The 19,147-nt window shown below is 72.1% G+C and carries 16 protein-coding genes; 11 read left to right on the forward strand and 5 right to left on the reverse strand.

What is annotated here, in order from left to right:
• Positions 1–46 precede the first annotated feature (46 nt).
• From C1I92_RS00260 to C1I92_RS00275, 4 genes are read right to left on the reverse strand one after another with little or no spacing between them, the layout of a single operon-like run.
• Positions 47–1,054, reverse strand: a complete 1,008-nt coding sequence (locus C1I92_RS00260; protein WP_111252759.1) for a zinc-dependent alcohol dehydrogenase family protein — start codon at positions 1,052–1,054, stop codon at positions 47–49.
• 50 nt (positions 1,055–1,104) lie between these two features.
• Complete coding sequence (locus C1I92_RS00265) at positions 1,105–1,770, reverse strand: SDR family NAD(P)-dependent oxidoreductase (RefSeq protein WP_111252648.1); 666 nt, start codon at positions 1,768–1,770, stop codon at positions 1,105–1,107.
• Positions 1,767–2,642 carry a helix-turn-helix domain-containing protein gene (locus C1I92_RS00270; protein ID WP_111252760.1) on the reverse strand — a complete coding sequence of 292 codons (876 nt, stop codon included), beginning with the start codon at positions 2,640–2,642 and terminating at the stop codon, positions 1,767–1,769. Before C1I92_RS00270 ends, C1I92_RS00265 begins: the two co-directional genes overlap by 4 nt.
• 10 nt (positions 2,643–2,652) lie before the next feature.
• The gene (locus tag C1I92_RS00275) at positions 2,653–3,342 is read right to left on the reverse strand and encodes a TetR/AcrR family transcriptional regulator (RefSeq protein ID WP_111252649.1); all 690 of its coding nucleotides are present in this window, start codon (positions 3,340–3,342) and stop codon (positions 2,653–2,655) included.
• A gap of 102 nt (positions 3,343–3,444) precedes the next feature.
• Here C1I92_RS00275 and C1I92_RS00280 point away from each other — a divergent pair, with 102 nt between their 5' ends.
• From C1I92_RS00280 to C1I92_RS00325, 10 genes are all read left to right on the forward strand, one after another.
• Positions 3,445–4,377: an NADP-dependent oxidoreductase gene (locus tag C1I92_RS00280; RefSeq protein WP_111252650.1), complete on the forward strand. Its 933-nt coding sequence runs from the start codon at positions 3,445–3,447 to the stop codon at positions 4,375–4,377.
• Between the two features lie 16 nt (positions 4,378–4,393).
• Entirely contained in the window at positions 4,394–5,074 is a 681-nt protein-coding gene (locus C1I92_RS00285; protein WP_111252651.1) for an SDR family NAD(P)-dependent oxidoreductase, read from the forward strand.
• A gap of 253 nt (positions 5,075–5,327) precedes the next feature.
• Complete coding sequence (locus C1I92_RS00290; RefSeq protein ID WP_199520809.1) at positions 5,328–8,417, forward strand: alpha-L-rhamnosidase; 3,090 nt, start codon at positions 5,328–5,330, stop codon at positions 8,415–8,417.
• Between the two features lie 199 nt (positions 8,418–8,616).
• Positions 8,617–11,646 carry a family 78 glycoside hydrolase catalytic domain gene (locus C1I92_RS00295; protein ID WP_438940513.1) on the forward strand — a complete coding sequence of 1,010 codons (3,030 nt, stop codon included), beginning with the start codon at positions 8,617–8,619 and terminating at the stop codon, positions 11,644–11,646.
• A 99-nt stretch (positions 11,647–11,745) separates the two neighbouring features.
• Complete coding sequence (locus tag C1I92_RS00300; RefSeq protein WP_111252652.1) at positions 11,746–12,777, forward strand: LacI family DNA-binding transcriptional regulator; 1,032 nt, start codon at positions 11,746–11,748, stop codon at positions 12,775–12,777.
• Positions 12,778–12,837: 60 nt separating this feature from the next.
• The gene (locus C1I92_RS00305) at positions 12,838–13,050 is read left to right on the forward strand and encodes a LuxR C-terminal-related transcriptional regulator (protein WP_111252653.1); all 213 of its coding nucleotides are present in this window, start codon (positions 12,838–12,840) and stop codon (positions 13,048–13,050) included.
• A 146-nt stretch (positions 13,051–13,196) separates the two neighbouring features.
• Complete coding sequence (locus tag C1I92_RS00310) at positions 13,197–14,519, forward strand: ABC transporter substrate-binding protein (RefSeq protein WP_158563840.1); 1,323 nt, start codon at positions 13,197–13,199, stop codon at positions 14,517–14,519.
• A 13-nt stretch (positions 14,520–14,532) separates the two neighbouring features.
• Positions 14,533–15,477, forward strand: a complete 945-nt coding sequence (locus C1I92_RS00315) for a carbohydrate ABC transporter permease (RefSeq protein ID WP_111252655.1) — start codon at positions 14,533–14,535, stop codon at positions 15,475–15,477.
• On the forward strand, positions 15,474–16,313 hold the full coding sequence (locus C1I92_RS00320) for a carbohydrate ABC transporter permease (RefSeq protein WP_111252656.1): 840 nt from the start codon (positions 15,474–15,476) through the stop codon (positions 16,311–16,313). The genes C1I92_RS00315 and C1I92_RS00320 overlap by 4 nt, the downstream gene beginning before the upstream one ends.
• Complete coding sequence (locus tag C1I92_RS00325) at positions 16,310–17,146, forward strand: alpha/beta hydrolase (RefSeq protein ID WP_199520811.1); 837 nt, start codon at positions 16,310–16,312, stop codon at positions 17,144–17,146. Before C1I92_RS00320 ends, C1I92_RS00325 begins: the two co-directional genes overlap by 4 nt.
• Here the strand turns inward: C1I92_RS00325 and C1I92_RS00330 are convergent.
• Entirely contained in the window at positions 17,111–17,731 is a 621-nt protein-coding gene (locus tag C1I92_RS00330) for a TetR/AcrR family transcriptional regulator (RefSeq protein WP_111252658.1), read from the reverse strand. The genes C1I92_RS00325 and C1I92_RS00330 overlap by 36 nt on opposite strands.
• Positions 17,732–17,805: 74 nt before the next feature.
• Between C1I92_RS00330 and C1I92_RS34700 the strand changes: the two genes are divergently transcribed.
• The gene (locus C1I92_RS34700) at positions 17,806–19,029 is read left to right on the forward strand and encodes a glycoside hydrolase family 1 protein (RefSeq protein WP_233506812.1); all 1,224 of its coding nucleotides are present in this window, start codon (positions 17,806–17,808) and stop codon (positions 19,027–19,029) included.
• Positions 19,030–19,147 lie beyond the last annotated feature (118 nt).

Genomic DNA, 19,147 nt, shown 5'->3' on the forward strand with positions numbered 1-19,147 from the left:
ACGAGTATTCTCCACAACGAATATTCGTGTCAAGGAATAGTTCTGCCTAGAGTGTGAGCAGCACCTTCACGGCGCGGCGCTCGTCCATCGCCCGGTAGCCCTCCGCGGCCTGGTCCAGCGGGAGGCTGAGATCGAAGACGCGGCCCGGGTCGATGGTGCGGTCCCAGATGAGCCGGATCAGGTCGGGCAGGAACCTGCGGACCGGCGCCGGGCCGCCGAGGGTGTGGATGCCGGCGAAGAACAGCTCATCGCCGGGGATGGACACGCCGTGGTTCACCCCGACGTAGCCGAGGTGCCCGCCGCCGCGGGTCGCCCCCACGGCCTGCATGAACGACTCCTGCGTGCCGACGGCCTCGACGACCGAGTGGGCGCCCAGGCCGCCGGTGAGCTCCTTGATCCGGCTCACGCCCTTGTCGCCGCGCTCCTCGACGATGTCGGTGGCGCCGTAGTGGCGGGCCAGCTCCTGGCGGTCGGGGTGACGGGACATGGCGATGACGCGCTCCGCTCCGAGCTGCCGGGCGGCGAGGACGGCCATCAGCCCGACCGCGCCGTCCCCGACGACCGCGACGGTCTTGCCGGGTCCGGCCTCGGCCGCGACGGCGGCGAACCAGCCGGTCCCGAGCACGTCGGAGGCGGCCAGCAGCGACGGGACCAGCTCGGGATCGGGCTGCCCCGGCGTGGCCACGAGCGTGCCGTCGGCGTACGGGATGCGGGCCCGCTCGGCCTGGGTGCCCACGACCTGGGAGACGAACTGGGCGTGGACGCACTGGGACTGGAAGCCGGACCGGCAGATCTCGCAGGTGTTGTCGGAGATGACGAACGAACCGACGACGAAGTCGCCGACCGCGATGGTCCTGACCTCGCTGCCGATCTCCTCCACGACGCCGACGTACTCGTGGCCCATCGGGGCGTGGTCGACCGGCTCGATCCCGCGGTACGGCCACAGGTCCGAGCCGCAGATGCAGGTGGCCGTGAGCCTGATGACGGCGTCGGTCGGGTCGATGATCCGGGGGTCGTCGCGCTCCTCCACGCGCACGTCTCCGGGGGCATGCATGATCACTCCACGCATCGGTGGTTTCTCCTCAGGTCTGCTGGTGCGGGTGGTCAGGGTGCCGGCTGTGCGGCGTAGACGCGGAACCCGTCCGGGTGGGCGTGCAGCCGCCAGAGCCGGTCCGCGAGCACGGCCGGATCGTTGTCCGGGTGCCCGGGCTGGATCGCGCCGGGGATGATGAGCTGCCCGACGTGGATGTTCTCGGGTGCCAGGGCCTCGTGCAGCATCCGGGCGTAGGCGCTCTCCCCGGCGAACGCGACGGACGTGCCGGCCACGTTCGGGTTGGGGTGCGCGCCGGAGCCGCCGTTCACGAAGAGCACGCTGCCGCGGCCGAGCGATCGCATGCCGGGCAGCACCGTGCGCACGGCGGTGACCGGGCCGAAGATGGCGAACTCGACCGCTGCGGCCAGGTCGTCGACGGTGGTCTCCAGGACCGGTCGGAGGAACTCCCGCTGCGGCAGCGGGCTGTACTGGAGCACCTCGATCGGCCCCAGTTGCTCCGTCGCCCGGCCGAGTGCGGCGATCAGGGTCGCCGGCTGACGGACGTTCGCGGCGTAGCCGCGGGCGGTCAGGCCTTCGCCCCGCAGGGCGCCCGCGAGCTCGTCGACGTGCTCCTGGCTGCGGGAGAGCAGCGCGACGCTGTGTCCCTCGCTGCCGAAGCGGCGTGCGGCCGCGGCGCCGAGGCCGGGTCCGGCGCCGACGATGGCGATCGTGGTCATACGTGCTCCGCACGCTCGGGCGCGGCGGCCTCCCTCGTCGCGGCCCAGGAGGCCAGCAACGCGAACTTGTCGGCGGAGTCCGTGCCGGGCGGGGCGCTGTAGGTGACGATCTGCAGCCCGCTCTCGCCCGACAGCTCGAACACGTCGAAGGCGACCTCCAGGAGGCCCACCTCGGGGTGCCGGAAGGCCTTCACGCCGGTGCGGTGCCGGTGCACGTCGTGCGCGGCCCAGTCCTGCCGGAACTGGGGGCTGCGCGTCGCCAGCTCGCCGATCAGGCCGGTGAGCTGCGTGTTCAACGGGTCGCGGCCGGCCTCGAACCGGATGATCGCCGCGACCGTGCGCCGGGCGAGGGTCCAGTCGACGTAGAAGTCCTGGGCGCGCGGGTCCAGGAAGATGAACCGGGCGATGTTCGGCACGCCGTCGGTGTCGAAGTGCGGCGCGTACAGAGCGCGGCCCATCAGGTTGGCGGCGACGAGGTCCTGGCTCGCGTTGTGCACGATGGCCGGCACGGTCAGGTGGTCCAGCACGCGCTGCACCGACGTCCGCACCGCCTGCTCGGCCGGTCCCGGACGCCGGGCCCTCGCCGTCGCCGGCGCGGTGCGCGCCAGGTCGAACAGGTACTCGCGCTCGGCGTCGTTGAGCTGGAGCGCCCGGGCGATCGCGCCCAGCACGCTGTCGGACGCGCCCCGGATGTTCCCGCGCTCCAGCCGGGTGTAGTAGTCGAGGCTGACGCCGGCCAGCAGCGCGACCTCCTCGCGGCGCAGGCCCGGCACCCGCCGCGGCCCGCCGATGTCGGGGATCCCCGCCCGTTCCGGCGTGAGGTTCGCCCGGCGCGACACCAGGAAGTCCCTCACCTCGCCCTTCGTGCTCATGTCCACCACGCTAGAACGCGGAATCGCCATGGTGGGAGGTTCCGCGAGAACCCCCCAGAGGTGACCGCAGCCGGACGAGGGCGCGGTACATGGCCGTCGGCGCGGGCGACGGTGGCAGCGGTCCCGCGCCGGGCGCCCGGAACGCCTGGATCAGGTAGGCCGCGAACCGGCGCCACGTCTCCGGCGCGGCGTCAGCGGTGGCGGCGACGACGCCGGCGTTGGCCATGAGCATCATCACCAGGTCCTCGGGGGAGAAGTCCTCGCGCAGTCCGCCGGCGGCCTTGGCCCTGGTGACGAGCTCCGCGAAGGCGTGGTAGGCGCGGTCGCGCTCGGCCTCGAACCGCTTGGCGGCCGGGAATGTCAGCGTCAGCACGTTGGCGAAGCCGCGGTCCTCGGCCTGCATCGCGCAGACCCGCTCGATGTAGGCGCAGAAGCCGGCCCAGGGGTCGGGCTCGGCGAGGGCGTCCGCGGCGGCGTCGGCGTAGGCGGCCATCTTCGCCTCGAACACGCCGGCGACGAGGTCGTCACGGGTCGGGAACCGCCGGTAGAGCGTGCCGACGCCCACGCCGGCGTGGCGGGCGATCTCCCACATCGGCACGTCGAGACCGCGCTCGGCGAACACCTCGCGGGCGGCGGCCACGATGCGCCGCCGGTTGCGTTCGGCGTCGGCCCGCAGCGTGGGGCCGGGATCGGAGGGCACCGAACCAGCCTAGCGAAGAACTGGAATAGATCGTCCGGTTAACTGCTTGGAGCTAACTGGACGACATCGTCCGCTTATTGCCCGAGCGACAGAGGAGTACACATGCGTGCGATCACGATCGGCGATTTCGGGGCGGCGCCCGCCCTCGGCGAGCTGCCCCGGCCGGAGCCGGAGGCCGGGGAGGTGCTGGTGCGGGTCCGGGCGTCCTCGATCAACGGGTTCGACGCGGCCACCGCCGCCGGGATGCTGCAGGGCCTGATGGAGCACCGGTTCCCGGTCGTCCTCGGCAAGGACTTCGCCGGCACGGTCGAGGCCGTCGGCGCGGGTGTGACGCGGTTCGGCATCGGCGACGACGTGTTCGGGGTCGTCATGAAGCCGTTCCTGGGCGACGGCGGCCTGGGCGAGTACGTCGTCGTGGCCGAGGAGTACGGGCTGGCGCGCCTCCCGGGCGGGCTGGACCACGCGACGGCCGGAGCGCTCGGCCTGGCCGGCACGGCCGCCCTGAACGCGGTCGACGCCGTCGCCGCCGCAGCGGGCCACAGCGTGCTGGTGTCCGGCGCCAGCGGCGGGGTCGGCGCCCTCGCGGTGCAGCTGGCGGCCGCGCGCGGCGCCACGGTGATCGCGACCGCCCGGCCGGGCGAGGAGGCCGAGCTCGTCCGCGAGCTGGGCGCGACGCAGGTCGTCGACCACACCGGCGACCTGCCGGCCCAGGTGCGGGCCATCGCGCCCGGCGGCGTGGACGCCGTCGTGCACCTGGCTGGCGACCCGGCCGCGCTGGCGGCCCTGCTGGTCGCGGGCGGACGGCTGGCCTCGACGCTCGGCGTCGGCCCCGACGCGGTGGCTCGTCCCGACGTCACCGCGGTCTCCGTGATGGCCGACCCCGCCGCGGCGACGCTGGAGACGCTGGCGGCCGAGGTCGCGGCCGGGCGGCTGCGGGTGCCGATCACCCGGACCTACGCGCTGGCCGACGTCCCCCAGGCGCTGGCCGACTTCGGCGCCGGCGCCGTCGGCAAGTTCGCCGTCACCGTCGACTGACCAGGAGGAGAGCTCGATGCCCACCATCGCCATCGTCGGGGCCGGGTCCGGCCTCGGACTGTCCATCGCCAAGGAGTTCGGCCGCAACGGGCACTCCGTCGCGCTCGTCGCCCGCAACCAGGAGCGGCTCGACGACCTCGCCGGCCGGCTGGGCGAGCTCGGCGTCGACGCCGCCGGGTTCGCCGCCGACGTCATGGACCGTCCGTCCATCGAGGCGGCGATCGCCCGGATCGAGGACAGGTACGGCCCCATCGACGTGCTGGAGTACTCGCCGGCGCCACACGAGCCGGTGCCCGGCCTCACCATGGCGGCGCCGCTCGACGTGACCGTGGACAACGTCCAGCCGCAGGTCGACTTCTACCTCTACGGCGCGCTCACCGCCGCCCGTCAGGTGCTGCCGGGCATGATCGAACGCGGCACGGGCACGCTGCTGGTCACCACCGGGGCGTCCTCGGTGGACCCACGGCCGGCGCCGCCGGAGTTCGCCACCGTCGCCATCGCCACCGCGGCGCTGCGGTCCTGGGTGCTGGCGCTGCACCGGACGCTGGAGGGCACGGGCGTGTACGCGGCGCACGTCCCGCTCGCGGTGTGGATCGGCAGTGGCGGCCCGGACACCGAGGCCGACACCATCGCCCGGCACTACTGGGACGTGCACACCCGTCGCGACGGCGCCGAACACCCCTACGCGGCCGCCTGATCATGGAGCGCGGGTCTGGCCACATCGGGCCATTCTCGCGCCGCACTCTTGCCGCGTCCGGAGCCCAGCCGTAACTGTATTGCAACGTTTCAAGGAGGAAACGTGGCAACCCGGACGGAGGGCACCGGTGTCGTTCAGAAGACGTACGACGGGCGTGGTCGTGGGGCTGGGAGTGATCCTGGCGACGGCCGCGCCGCAGGCGATGACAGGCACGTACGCCGCCCCGGCGAGCGGCAAGCCCGGCAATGTCGGCGTGACCACTCTCAGCGTCGACGGGCGGGAGGACTCGCCCCTCGGGCTGGACAACCCCACCCCATGGCTCTCGTGGCAGTTCGAGGAGACGCCGAAGAGCCACTCGCACGCCTGCTACCAGCCGGGCGCGCGGGTGGCCTGCCCGGGCGACCGGCAGACGGCGTTCGAGGTCCGGGCCGCGGCGTCGGAACGGGACCTGCGCCGCGATGAGCTGATCTGGTCGTCCGGGAAGGTCGAGAGCGAGGTGCAGCGGGTGGCCTACGGCGCGCCGCTCGGGTCCCGCGACCGCGTGGTCTGGCAGGTCCGCGTGTGGGACGCCGACGGGCAGCCGTCGGACTGGTCGGAGCCGGCGACGTGGACCATGGGGCTGCTGGACCAGGACGACTGGGCTCCGGCGCGCTGGATCGACTACCCCGACCGCACCGAGAACCAGCCCATGCCGATCTTCGCCCGCCAGTTCCAGGTGCCGCGCGGCACGCAGGTCACCGACGCGCGCCTCTACCTGTCCGGCGTCGGCCTGCACCATGCGACGGTCAACGGCGAGGAGCTGACCGACGAGGTGCTCGCGCCTGGCAACTCGAACTACCAGCTGTCCAGCGAGTACCGCACCTACGACGTCACCGGCGTGCTGCGGGGCGGCGGCAACACGATCGGCGTCGAGCTCGGGAACGGGCCGGCCTACGTCCGCCGCAGCGTCACGAACCCGGCGGTGGGCCGCACGTCGCCGTACTCGTGGTGGCAGAGCCAGCTCAAGGGCAACGGCACGCTGGCCGTCGCCGCGGCCGCCGGCGCCACCAACGTCAAGCTCGACAGCGTCTCCGGCTACCACGTCGGGGGCACCATCAACGTCGACACCGCGGGCGGCGGCGACCGGCTGGAGTCGCGGGTCATCACGGCCATCGGCACCGCGGGCGTCGACGGGACCGGCATCACGTTCACGCCGGGCCTCGACGCCGCGCACGACGCCGGCGCCCGCGTCACCGGGTCGGGCAACAACCTCGCCGCCAGCGACCCGTCGGCCGGCGCCGCGGTGACGCCGCGGTTCATCGGGCGGCTGGAGATCACCTATGCCGACGGCACCGAGGAGGTCATCGTCACCGACCGGTCCTGGCGTGCCGCGCTCGGCCCGCTGGTCACAGACGCGTGGTACTCCGGGTCGGACTACGACGCCCGCCGCGAGCAGCCCGGCTGGGACGAGCCCGGCGCGGACCTGACGGCGACGGCGACGCGGCGCGACGGCTCGGCCACGGGCTGGATCGACGCGGGCATCGCGCCGCCGCCGAACCTGGCGACGCGGCTCGTCGCCCGCGCTGCCGAGCCCATCACCGTCCACGAGGAGTTCACCCCCGTCTCGGTGACGAACCCGGTCCCGGGCACCTGGGTGTTCGACTTCGGCCAGAACATCGTCGGCTGGCCGCGGCTGGACCTCGAGCAGGTGCCGGCGGGCACGACGGTGAAGCTGCTGCCGGCCGAGTCGCTGAACGCCGACGGCACCGTGAACCAGAGCTCCCTCGGCCCCGGCGGCCGCGGCGCCCACCTCTTCAACACCTACACGGCCTACGGCGACCCGGACGGCGAGAGCTGGCATCCGGACTTCAACTACTTCGGCATGCAGTGGGTCCAGGTCACGGGCCTGCCGGAGGGCTACGTTCCGACGCCGGACCTCGTCACCGGCGTCCGGCTGCAGGCGGCGACACCGACGGCGGGCACGTTCGACAGCTCGAACGCGCGCATCAACCGCATCCACCGGATGTCGCAGTACTCGTTCGCGGGCAACATCATGTCGGTCTTCACCGACTGCCCCGGCCGGGAGAAGCTGTCGTACCCGGCCGACTACACGATGCCGATGGGCGCCATCCACCGCAACCACGAGCTCGCGGCGTACCTGCGGACGACGATGCGCCACCTCGTCGAGGGCCAGTCGAAGGCCGACACCCCGATGTTCGGCAACGTCGCGCTCAAGACCCCGGTCTACGACTGGGGCTACACCGGCAACTTCGGCGACGAGATCAACTGGGGCAACGCGATCGTGCTCGTGCCGCACCTGCTCTACCAGCTCTACGGCGACACCCAGACGATGACGACCTACTACGACCAGATGACCGACTTCGTCGACTACATCCGCCGCCAGAAGGTCGGCACCGGCGCCGACGAGCACATCGTCAACGCCGCGCTCGCCGACTGGGTCGCCGCCGACCAGACGTCCGGCCGCATCACCGGCACGTGGGGCTACTACGTCATGATCAGCAAGATGGCCGAGATGGCCGAGCTGACCGGCCACGACGCCGATGCCGAGGAGTACTGGCAGCTGGCCGAGGACATCAAGGCCGCGTTCAACGACGCGTTCTTCAACGAGGCACTGGGCCGCTACACGGCTACCGGCGACGCCGGGCCGCAGGGCGCGACCCAGGGCGCCCAGGCGCTCGCGCTCGACGCCGGGCTGGTGCCGGAGGAGCACCGCGACGAGGTGCTGGACGCGCTCGTCGAGCTCGTCTACGCCTTCCACCCCAACGGCGACGGCCCGCACTTCAGCGCCGGCACCATCGGCATGGCGCCCACTGTCCGGGCGCTCACCGAGGGCGGTCGCGACGACGTGCTGTGGGACCTGCTCCAGGAGGACGACGAGCCGAGCTACGGCTTCTTCATGCAGCCGACGACGGCCAACCCCGGCGGGTTCACGACGATCGGGGAGCGCTGGACCCGCGGCTCGTCCAAGAACCACATGATCCTCGCCCAGATCGAGGAGTGGTTCAACGCCGGGCTGGCCGGCATCGACGCGGCCGACGGCTCGGTCGCCTACGACGAGCTGGTGATCAAGCCGAAGCCCGTCGGCGACCTCACCTGGGTCGAGGGCAGCTACGAGACCCCGCACGGGACGGCGAGCAGCTCGTGGACCCGCGCTCAGCACCGGTTCGAGCTGACCGTGACGGTGCCGACGAACACGACGGCCGAGGTGTGGGTGCCCAGCGACGGCATGCGGGTCGTGCGGGACCCGAGCCGGGCGACGTTCCTGCGCAGCGAGGACGGCTTCTCGGTCTACTCCGTGCCGTCCGGGACGTTCACCTTCCTCGCCGTGGGTCGCGGCACCTGACCCGCGCCGGGCTGGGGCGGCGTTCCGCAGCGCCGCCCCAGCACGACACGCACCGCAGCCATCAGGAGGAGACAACGTGGTCGACAATGCAGGTCGTGCAGGGGAGAACGGCGGGGGAGCGGACGAGCCAGGCGACGGCTCGTGGACCGTCCGCCGGCGGGCGGTGCTGGCGACGGCGCTCGGCGCCGTGCCGGCGATGATGGCCGGACGCGGCGCCGCGGCGCCGCAGCCGGCGGCGGACGCGAACGACGCGCCGGCGGGACGGACGTTCGGCTCGCGGCTCACGGTCGAGCACCGCGTCGACCCGCTCGGCGTCGACGAGCCGCGGCCGCGCTTCGGCTGGCACCTGGAGTCCACCGAGCGCGGGCAGGCCCAGAGCGCCTACCAGATCCTCGTCGCCAGCACGCCGGAGCGGCTGACCCGGGCCCAGGCCGACGTGTGGAACAGCGGCCGGGTGGAGTCGGCGGACTCGATCGCCGTGCCGTACGGCGGGCCGGCGCTGCGCCCGTCGACCCGCTACCACGCGACCGTGCTGGTCTGGGACGTCAACGGCGAGCTGCTGCCGCGGTCGCCCACGGCGTTCTTCGAGACCGGCCTGCTCAGCACGGACGGGGTCGCCGGCTGGGACGGAGCGCGCTGGGTCGGCGTCGCGGGCAAGGCCGCCAACACGCCCGGCGCGCCGCTGCTGCGCCGTCAGTTCGCGCTCACCGGGTCCGCCGTGGTCGACGCCCGCCTCTACATCTCCGCCCTCGGCGTCTACGAGGCCTACGTCAACGGGCAGCGGGTCGGGGTGCCGCACGGCGCCGGCAGCACACACGAACTGCTGACGCCGGGCTGGACGAACTACGACGTCCGGGTCAACTACTTCACCTACGACGTCACCGGCCTCATCGGGTCGACGGGCGACGTCACGCTGGCGGCCGTCCTGGGCAAGGGCTGGTTCAGCGGTCGCCGGATCGCCCGCGGCGCGCCGTACTACTCCGACGCCGGCAACCCGCTGGCGCTCAAGGCGAAGCTGCTGATCCGGTACGCCGACGGCTCGTCCCAGGTGGTCGTGACCGAGCCGGGCGACGCCTGGCGGGGCACGGACACCGGCCCGATCCGCTTCGACGACATCTACGACGGCCAGACCACCGACGCCCGGATGCGGCTTCCCGGCTGGAACGCCAACGGCTTCGACGCCTCGAGCTGGGTGGGCGTCCAGGAGCACGACTTCACCACCCGGTTCCCGAACTCGAAGCTGGTCGCGTACCCGGGCGACTCCGCCCGGCTGACGCCGGAGTGGGACCTGGACCCGCAGGCGATCGTCGTCAACACCGGCGTCGCCGGGCAGGAGACCAGCCCGAACGGCCGCGGCCACGTCGTCGTCGACGAGTCCCGCTCGGTGTACGACCCGGCCGAGGCGGCCCGCGCGGCGGTGACGATCGGCCCGGGCGACACCGCCATCTACGATCTCGGCCAGAACATGGTCGGCGTCTACCGCCTCACCGTCCGCGGCGAGGCGGGCACCGAGGTCCGGCTGCGGTTCACCGAGATGCTCAACGACGTCAGCCAGGGCGCCGACGGTCCGGCCGGCTCGCTGTACCTGGCCAACCTGCGCTCGGCTCGGGCCACCAGCCGGTACGTCCTCGAGGGCGCGGCCGGCGGCGAGACGCACCAGGACACGCTGACGTTCTACGGCTACCGCTATGTCGAGGTGACGGTCACGACGCCGGACCGCAGCGTCACCGTCACCGGCCTGACCGGCAATGTCGCGACGTCAGCGCTGCGCGACATCGGCAACGTCACCACCAACGACGCGCTGATCAACCAGCTGTTCAGCAACGTGCGCTGGGGACAGCGCGGCAACTACCTCTGGATCCCCACCGACTGCCCGCAGCGCGACGAGCGCCTGGGCTGGACCGGCGACACGCAGATCTTCGCCAACACCGCGCTCTACAACGGCGACGCCGTCACCTTCCTCAGCCACTTCATGGACAGCATCGTCGACTGCGCCGTCACCTACGGCGCGGGCGGGGCGCAGTTCCCCGACGTCGTGCCCCGGGCCCAGTTCCTGCGGGCGGCCAGCGGCTGGTCCGACGTCGGCACCGTCGTGCCGTGGACGGTCTGGCAGATGTCCGGCGACACCACCATCATCGACCGGAACTGGGACGCGCTGGCCAGGTACATCGACTGGATGCACGCCCGCACCGGCGACACGTACCGGGGTCCCGGCTCGTGGACCGGCGACTGGCTGGCCTTCCAGGGCTCGGCCAACCAGCTGCTGAGCGACGCCTACTACGGCTACTCGACCAGGCTGGTGATCGACATGGCCAAGGCGGCCGGCCGCGACGCCGACGCCGCCCGGTTCGAGACGCTGCTGGGCAACATCAAGGCGGCGTTCATCGCCAACTGGCTGGGGACCGACCCGGTGACGGGACGGACGATCGTCCGCTCCAGTGTCGGCGGCAACAGCAGCGCCGAGGACAACTCGCAGACCGCGTTGCTGTGGACGCTGAAGCTGGGCTTCTACGCCGACGAGACGCAGCGCCAGGACCTGGTGCACGGCCTGGTGGAGAACATCCGGAACACGCCGGAGTACAAGGCGGCGCACCCGGACAGCAGCCGCGTCGACTACGCCGAGAACACGCTGTCGGTCGGCTTCCTCGGCGTGAACGTGCTCGCGCCGGTGCTCACCGCCGAGGGCCACGCCGACCTCGCCTACGCGCTGCTGCACCAGGACGCGATGCCGTCATGGCTCTACTCCGTCCGCAGCGGCGCGACGACGGTCTGGGAGCGGTGGAACTCGTACTCCACCGAGGACGGGTTCGGCCCGTCGGGCATGAACTCGTTCAACCACTACTCCTACGGCGCCATCGCCGAGTGGATCTACGAGCACGTGGCCGGCATCGCGAAGGACCCGCAGAACCCCGGGTTCAAGCACTTCTTCCTGCAGCCGGGGCTGGACCCGACGGGGAGGATCACGCACGCCGCCGGGACGTTCGTCTCGCCGTACGGCGAGATCGTCAGCGAGTGGAGCCTGCGCGCCCGCCGGCTCAGCCACTCCGTCGTGGTGCCGCCGAACACGTCGGCGACGCTGCGGATCCCCGCCGTCAACCCCGCGACCGTGACCGACGGCCGCCGTCGGCTGGTCCAGGTGCCCGGCGTGCGGCTACTCGGCCACGAGGGCGGCGTCGCGTCGTTCCGGCTCCCGCCGGGGAGCTACGACCTCACGAGCACCATCGGCTGACCAGCGCCTCCGGAGTCGTCGTGACTGTTGTAGATCAGTCTACAAGTGGGTATCTTGGGTCCCACTTCGACGCAGAAAATTCTCTCCGGGGGACCGCTGATGACGACGCAGGCAAGGACGCGCGCGGCGACCATCAACGACGTCGCGCGCGTCGCCGGCGTCTCGCGGGCGGCGGTGTCCAAGGTGCTGCGTGACGCCTACGGTGTCAGCGACGCGATGCGCGAGAAGGTCAACGCCGCGATCGACGAGCTGGGCTACCGGCCTCGGGTCTCGGCGCGCGGGATGCGCGGCGCCACGTTCACGATCGGCATCGAGCTGCCCAACCTGGACAACCCGTTCTTCTCCGACCTCGTGTCCGGCGCCACGTCGCGGCTCTTGGGCGAGCCGTACCAGCTGATCGTCGCGCCCGCCTCGCCGGCCAACGCCGAGGGGGAGCGGGCCATCCAGGCGCTGACCGACCGCCAGGTCGACGGGGTGATCGCGATCAGCCCCGAGGTGGAGCAGTCGTGGCTGGAGGACGTGGCCGCCGCGGTGCCGCTGGTGATGCTCGGGCGGCACGACGACACGCGCGAGTACGACACCGTCGTCGGCGACGACGCCGCCGGCACCCGGCTGGTGCTCGAGCACCTGCTGGGGCTGGGGCACCGCCGGATCGCGCACCTGACCCTGCCCGAGTCGGTGACGGTGGAGCGGCCGAACACCACGCACGGCGTCCGCGAGGCGGCCTACCGGCGGATCATGGCCGACGCCGGCCTCGCCGGCGAGATCCGGGTGGTCAACGTCGAGCCGGACCCGGAGACGGTGTACGCCGCCACCCGCGACCTGATCGACGGGCCGGACCGGCCGACGGCCGTCTTCGCCGCGCACGACGAGCTGGCGCTGACGGTGCTGCGCGCGGTGGCCGACGCCGGGCCGGCGGGCGGCGACGTGTCCGTCGTGGGCTACGACGACACCTGGATCGCCCGGCACCCGCTGATCTCGCTGACCAGCGTCAACCAGTCCGGTCAGCACATGGGCGGCCGGGCGATCGACCTGCTGCTGGACCGCGTCGCGGGCCGCAAGCATCCGGTCCACGAGGTGGTCGCGCCGCGGCTGCTGGTCCGGGAGAGCAGCAGGGCGCCTACCGCATGAGGCGGCCGGTTCGGCGCCGCGCCGCGTGAATGAATCGTTTCACCCACGAAGGGAGGGTCGATGGTGGCGCCGCAGCAGGTGGACGACCTCACCGACGATGACGTCACGATCCTGAGACTTCTGGCGCAGGGTCTCCCGCTCCAGCTCGTCGCCCGCCGGGCCGGCATGTCGAGCCGGACCGTGCGGCGGCGCATCCGTGCCGTCTGCGACCGCCTCGGCGTCGGCACGTCCATCGAGGCGGTCGTGTGGGCCGCGAAGCGAGGACTGCTCTGACGCGTCGGTGCAGGTCGAGACCGTCGAACGACCCCTTGCCAGTCATTGAATGGTTTTATATGCTCCGCCAATAGCGTTCATCGACCGGTTTCGGTGCGCCGATCCCGCGATGCCAGAAGGACGAGGGAGTCTTCATGAATCGATCAATGAGGATCGTCGCGATCGTCGCGGCCCTGGCCGTCGGGTCGGCGTGCAGCAATCCCGGCGCCGGTGGGGACTCCGGCACGGAGGTGTCCGCGGACGGCACGGCCGAGGTCCAGGCCGACCGGCTGACCGTCTGGGTCAACCCGGCCGATCCCGACGCGGTCATGAACGTCTACGACCGCTTCACCGAGGAGACCGGCGTCGAGTTCGAGATCATCGAGATGCCGTCGGACGCGTTCGAGTCCGGCGTGCAGACGCGCTGGGCGTCCGGCGAGCGCCCGGACATCCTGGAGTACCACGCGACGTCGCTGTTCTGGGCGCTGAACCCGGAGCAGAACCTGTACGACCTGTCGGAGATGCCGTTCGTCGAGCGCGAGCGCGACATCCTCGACTTCGCCGGCAGCTTCGACGGCAAGGTGTACGCCGCGATCACCGACACGCCGTCGCTGTTCGGGATCTTCTACAACAGGAACGTGTTCGCCCAGTACGGTCTCGAGGTGCCGCAGACGCTCGACGACCTCGCGTCCATCTGCGCGACGCTGCAGGCCGAGGCGCCGGGCGTCACCCCGATCTTCGAGAGCGGCGGGTCGGCGTGGCCGACGCAGATCCTCAGCGGCCTGATGGCCATGGGGTCCGCCCAGCAGGCCGACGGCTGGTCGCAGCAGGTCCTGGAGCAGGAGACGACGTTCGACGCGCCGGACAGCCCGTTCACGGCCGGCATCGCCGCGTACCGGGGCCTGCACGACTCGGGCTGCTTCAACTCCGACGCGACGACGGCGGTGTTCGAGGACTCGATCGTGGCGGTCAGCGAGGGCACGGCCGCCATGGTGGCGCTGCCGTCCGGCCTGCTGGACATGTTCACCGCGCAGCTCGGCGGCGACGTCGCGGTCACGAACGAGACGATCGGCTTCGCCTACCCGTCCGCCGACGGCGCCGTCTCGGCGTGGGCGCCCAACGTCGCCGGCACCTGGTACGTCCCGAAGACCGGCGACGCCGAGCGGGAGAGCACGGCGCTGGCGTTCATCCAGTGGGTCACCGGCGACGGCTACCAGGACTTCGTCGACGAGTCCGGCACGTTCCCCGTCCTGGAGGGCGCCGAGCCGCCGGCCAGCGGGATCACCGGGGTGCGTGAGGAGTTGCAGCGGGCGTTCGAGGACAGCACCGCGTACGCGTTCAACAGCGACCTGATCGGGTTCAACTCCGAGTTCGCGAACTACATGACCGGGCTGCTCAGCGGCAGCGAGACGCCGGAGTCGATCGCGGAGCGCTCGCAGACGGCGTTCGAGCAGGCCGCGCGCGCGGCCGGTCTGCCGGGCTGGGACTAGGCGAGTGGCCGCCATGGCCCACGACACCCGCGTCGCGGCCGCCCGGGACGGATCGCCGGTCCCTCCCGGGCCGCCGCCCTCGAAGCCGGCCCGCGGCCGCACCGACCTGTGGTGGTGGCCGTTCGCGGTGCCCGCCCTCGTCCTGACGGTCGCGTTCTTCCTGCTGCCGTTCGCCCTCAACGGCTACTTCGCGTTCACCCGGTGGACCGGGTTCTCGTCGGTGATCGCCTTCAACGGCGTCGAGAACTTCACGAACCTGGTCGAGTCAGGGGTGCTGCTGAGGGCGATCCGCGTCACCGTCACCTACGCGGTCATCGCGATGGTGATGCAGAACGTGATCAGCCTCAGCCTCGCGCTGCTCATGCAGCGCACCGGCCGGGTCAACTCGTTCTTCCGGGCGCTGTACTTCCTCCCCGTTCTGATCTCGCCGCTCGCGGCCGGCTACATCTGGAGCGCGATCCTGGAGCCCGGCGGGCCGCTGAACGGGGCGATCGGGGTGTTCTCGTCCGGCTTCGACTACGCGTGGCTCGGGCACGGGACGTCCGCGCTGGTCTCCGTCGCCTTCATCGACGTCTGGAAGTGGAGCGGCATCGTGACGCTGGTCTACATCGCCGGGCTCAACGCGATCCCGCACTCGCTGGTCGAGGCGGCCCGGATCGACGGCGCGAACGCGTGGAAGACGTTCTGGTGGGTGAAGTTCCGGCTGCTCGCGCCGGCGTTGACGTTCAGCGTCGTCGTCAGCTTCCTCGGCGCGCTGAACGCGTTCGACATCGTCCAGGCGACGACCCGCGGCGGCCCCGGCGATGCCACGTCGGTGCTCAACATCGCGCTGTACCGGCAGTACGCCGGCGGCTTCTTCGGCACCGCCAGCTCGATCAGCCTCGTCATCACGATCCTGGTGATCGTGCTGGGCGTGCCGCTGATCGCCTTCCTCCGGCGCCGGGAGGTGGAGGCATGACCGGCGCCGCCCGCCGCTGGGACGCGCTGCGCGTCGTCGTGCTGGCCGTGCTCGCCCTGCCGTGGGTGCTGATCCCGATGTGGCTGCTGCTGATCAACTCGGTCAAGCCCTACAGCGAGGCGAGCCGGCTGGACCTCGCGCTGCCGCGGGAGTGGCGGTTCGACAACTTCTCGGTGGTGTTCGACGAGGGCAACTACCCGACGGCGCTGCTCAACAGCCTCGGGATCGCGATCCCGACGCTGGCCTGCGTGCTGCTGTTCGGTTCGATGGCCGCCTGGGCGTTCGCCCGCTCGCGCCGACTGTCGATGAAGGTCGCGTACAACCTGTGCGTGCTGTCGGTGCTGCTGCCGCCGGCGATCCTGCCGACCATCTACGAGTTGCAGGTCCTGCAGATCGACGGGAGCCGGCTCGGCTACTTCCTGGTCATGGTCGGCACCCGCCTGGGCGTCGTGGTGTTCCTCGCCACCGGCTTCGTCCGGGCGATGCCGCCGGACCTGGAGGAGGCGGCGGCGATCGACGGCGCGTCCAAGCCGCAGATCTTCCGGCTGCTCATCCTGCCCTCGCTGCTGCCGGTGCTGCTGGTCGGCGGTGTCATCCTGATCATCACGATCTGGAACGAGTTCCTGTTCGCGCTGTTCCTGCTGCGCGGCGCCGACAGCGCGACGCTGCCGCTCGGGCTGTTCCGGTTCGCGTCGGCGTCGTCTGAGGTCATCGCGTTCCGCTGGGACCTCGTCTTCGCGCACGTCGTGCTCACCAGCCTCCCGATCGTGATCGTCTACCTGTTCGTGCAGCGACGGCTGGTCCAGGGGCTGTCGGAAGGGGCGATCAAGGGGTGACGTCGTCGACGGAGGTGGCGGTCGCGGAGCGCGCGGTGCCGGGACCTCACGGCGCCGTGCGGGTACGCGTGTACACGCCGCCGGGCGATCCGGCCGCGCTGCTGGTCTGGCTGCACGGCGGCGGCTTCGCCGGCGGCGACCTGGACATACCCGAGGCGCACGTCGTCGCCGGTGAGCTGGCCGCGCGGACGCCCGCCGTCGTCGTCTCCGTCGGCTACCGCCTGGCCCGCGACGGGGTGCGCTACCCGGTGCCGGTCGACGACGCGGCCGCGGCCTGGCGCTGGGCCGCGGCCGGCGGCGTGCCCGCGGCCGGCCCGCGCGCCATCGGCGGCGCGAGCGCCGGCGCGGCGATCGCGCTGACGGTGGCCCTGCGACAGCGCGGGACCGCGGCGGCGCCGGACCGGCTGCTGCTCGCCTATCCGTTCGCGCACTTCCCGGTGCCGGCACTCGACGCGGCGATGGCGAACGTGATGCGGGCGCTGCCGCCGGAGCTGCGGTTCGACCACGAGCGGATCGCGCACATGGTGCGCACGTACGTCGGCCGCGTCTCGAACCTGCCCGCCGAGGCCCTGCCGGGCGCCGCGAACCTGACCGGGTTGCCACCGGCCGCCGTCGTCCTCAGCGAGCTGGACGATCTGCGCCCCTCCGGTGAGCTGCTGGTCGAGCAGCTGCGGGAGTCGGGCGTGGAGGCGAGCGTCCAACTGGAGAAGGGCATGCCGCACGGCCACCTGAACAGCGGCCCGCCGCGGCCGGGGGCCGGCGCGTCGCTGGACTTCTTCGCCGCCGCGCTGCGGCCGTCAGGCCTCGACGGCGTTCTCGGCCGGGCGGGGTGAGCCGCCGCCGCGGAGCAGGACGGTCAGCTGCTCCAGCATGGCGCCCATGTCGACCTGGTCCGGGTCGAGCAGCCACTGCAGCTGCAGGCCGTCGGCTGCGGCGATCACCAGGCTGGCGACCGTCAGCGGGTCCAGGGAGTCCGGCAGGTCGCCGGTCGCCTGCTTGCGGCGGATGTCCGCGGCGATGTCGGCGCGCAGCGTCTGGTACCGGTCGACGAAGAACTGGCGCGCGGGACTCGTGGCGTCGGTGCTCTCCGCCGACATCGAGACGTACAGGCGGACCAGGCCCGGCTCGACGGAGTTGTGCTTGATGATCTCGGTCAGCCCGTCGATGGTGACGTCGTGCTCGACGGTCTCGTCGTAGAAGCGCTCGTTCAGCTCGTCGCGCCGGCGCAGCACCTCGACGAACAGCTCCTCCTTGGTACGGAAGTGGTGCAGCAGCCCGGACTGGCTCAGGCCGGCCAGCCGGGCGACCTCGCGGAAGGAGGTGCGGTCGTAGCCCTTCCGGCTGAACAGCTCCAGCGCCACGTCGACGACCTCGGCGCGCTTGGCCTCGCCCTTGGCATACGGTCCCCGAGTCGCCATGCGGCCATCGTATCGACGTCGCGGGGCCTCGGCTATCCTAAAACCAATCATCGACCGTCATTCAAAGGAGACCGGTGCAGCTGCTCTTCCCCGACGGCTTCCTCTGGGGCGCCGCGACGTCGGCACACCAGGTCGAGGGCGGCAACGTCAACTCCGACTGGTGGCGCTTCGAGCACACGCCCGGCTCGCCGGCCGGTGTCTCGTCCGGCGACGGCATCGACCACCTGAATCGTTATCGCGAGGACTTCGACCTGCTCGCGTCGCTCGGGCACACCGCGCACCGGCTCTCGGTGGAGTGGGCCCGCATCGAGCCCGCGCCGGGGGAGTTCAGCGACGCCGCGCTGGCGCACTACCGCCGCGTGCTCGAGGCGCTGCGGGAGCGCGGCCTGCGCTCGTTCGTCACCCTCCACCACTTCACGCTCCCGGCCTGGTTCGCCGACCGAGGCGGCTGGCTCGGCCCCGACGCGCTGGCGGTGTTCGACCGGTACTGCGCCCGGGTGCTGGCGGCGCTCGGCGACCTGGTCGACTTCGTCTGCACGATCAACGAGCCGCAGATGGTCGCGCTGCACGGCTATCTCGAGGGCTACCACCCGCCCGGCGTCACCAACGCGGTGCTGTGGAAGCGGGTGGGCCGCGTCCTGCTGGAGGCGCACCACCGCGCCGTCGCCACGACGCGGGCGCACGCCGACGCCGCGCCCGGCCTCGTCGTCCAGCTGCCGGTGCTGGCGCCGGCCCGCGAGGACGCCGTGACCCGGCGGTACCGCGACGAGCTGCGCGCGGAGATCGTCGACCTCTACCTCGACGCCCTCCGGCCGGGCGCCGGCGGCGACTGGCTCGGCGTGCAGTACTACCGCAAGAACTGGGTCGACCCCGCGTCGCCGACGATCTTCGCACCGCCGCCACCGGGCTTCGCGACCACCCAGCTGGGCTGGGCCGTGTACGCCGACGGTCTGCGCGAGGTCCTGGTCCGGGCCGCACGGACCGGGCTGCCGCTCTACGTGACGGAGAACGGCATCGCCACCGAGGACGACGCCGAGCGGGTCGACTACCTGGAGGCGCATCTGGGTGCGGTCCTCGACGCCATCGGCGACGGCGTCGACGTGCGCGGCTACCTGCACTGGTCCGCGTTCGACAACTTCGAGTGGGCCGAGGGCTACCGGCCGAGGTTCGGGCTGATCGCCGTCGACCGGGCCGCCGGGTTCCGCCGCGAGCCGAAGCCGAGCGCGTACGCCTTCCAGCGCGTCGCCGAGAGCGGCGACCTGAGCCGGCTGCGGGCCACCGGCGTGGCAGTCGCCTGAGCGCGCGGGCCACGTGGAGTCGCGGACCACCAGCGCCGGGGTGAACACGAGCTGCCGGTGGATGTGCGTCGCGGCTGCTGGACGGCTTCTTTGCGCTGGTCATGGGCGTTTTCCCTCC

The organism is Jiangella anatolica, assembly GCF_003236295.1.
Taxonomy (GTDB): domain Bacteria; phylum Actinomycetota; class Actinomycetes; order Jiangellales; family Jiangellaceae; genus Jiangella; species Jiangella anatolica.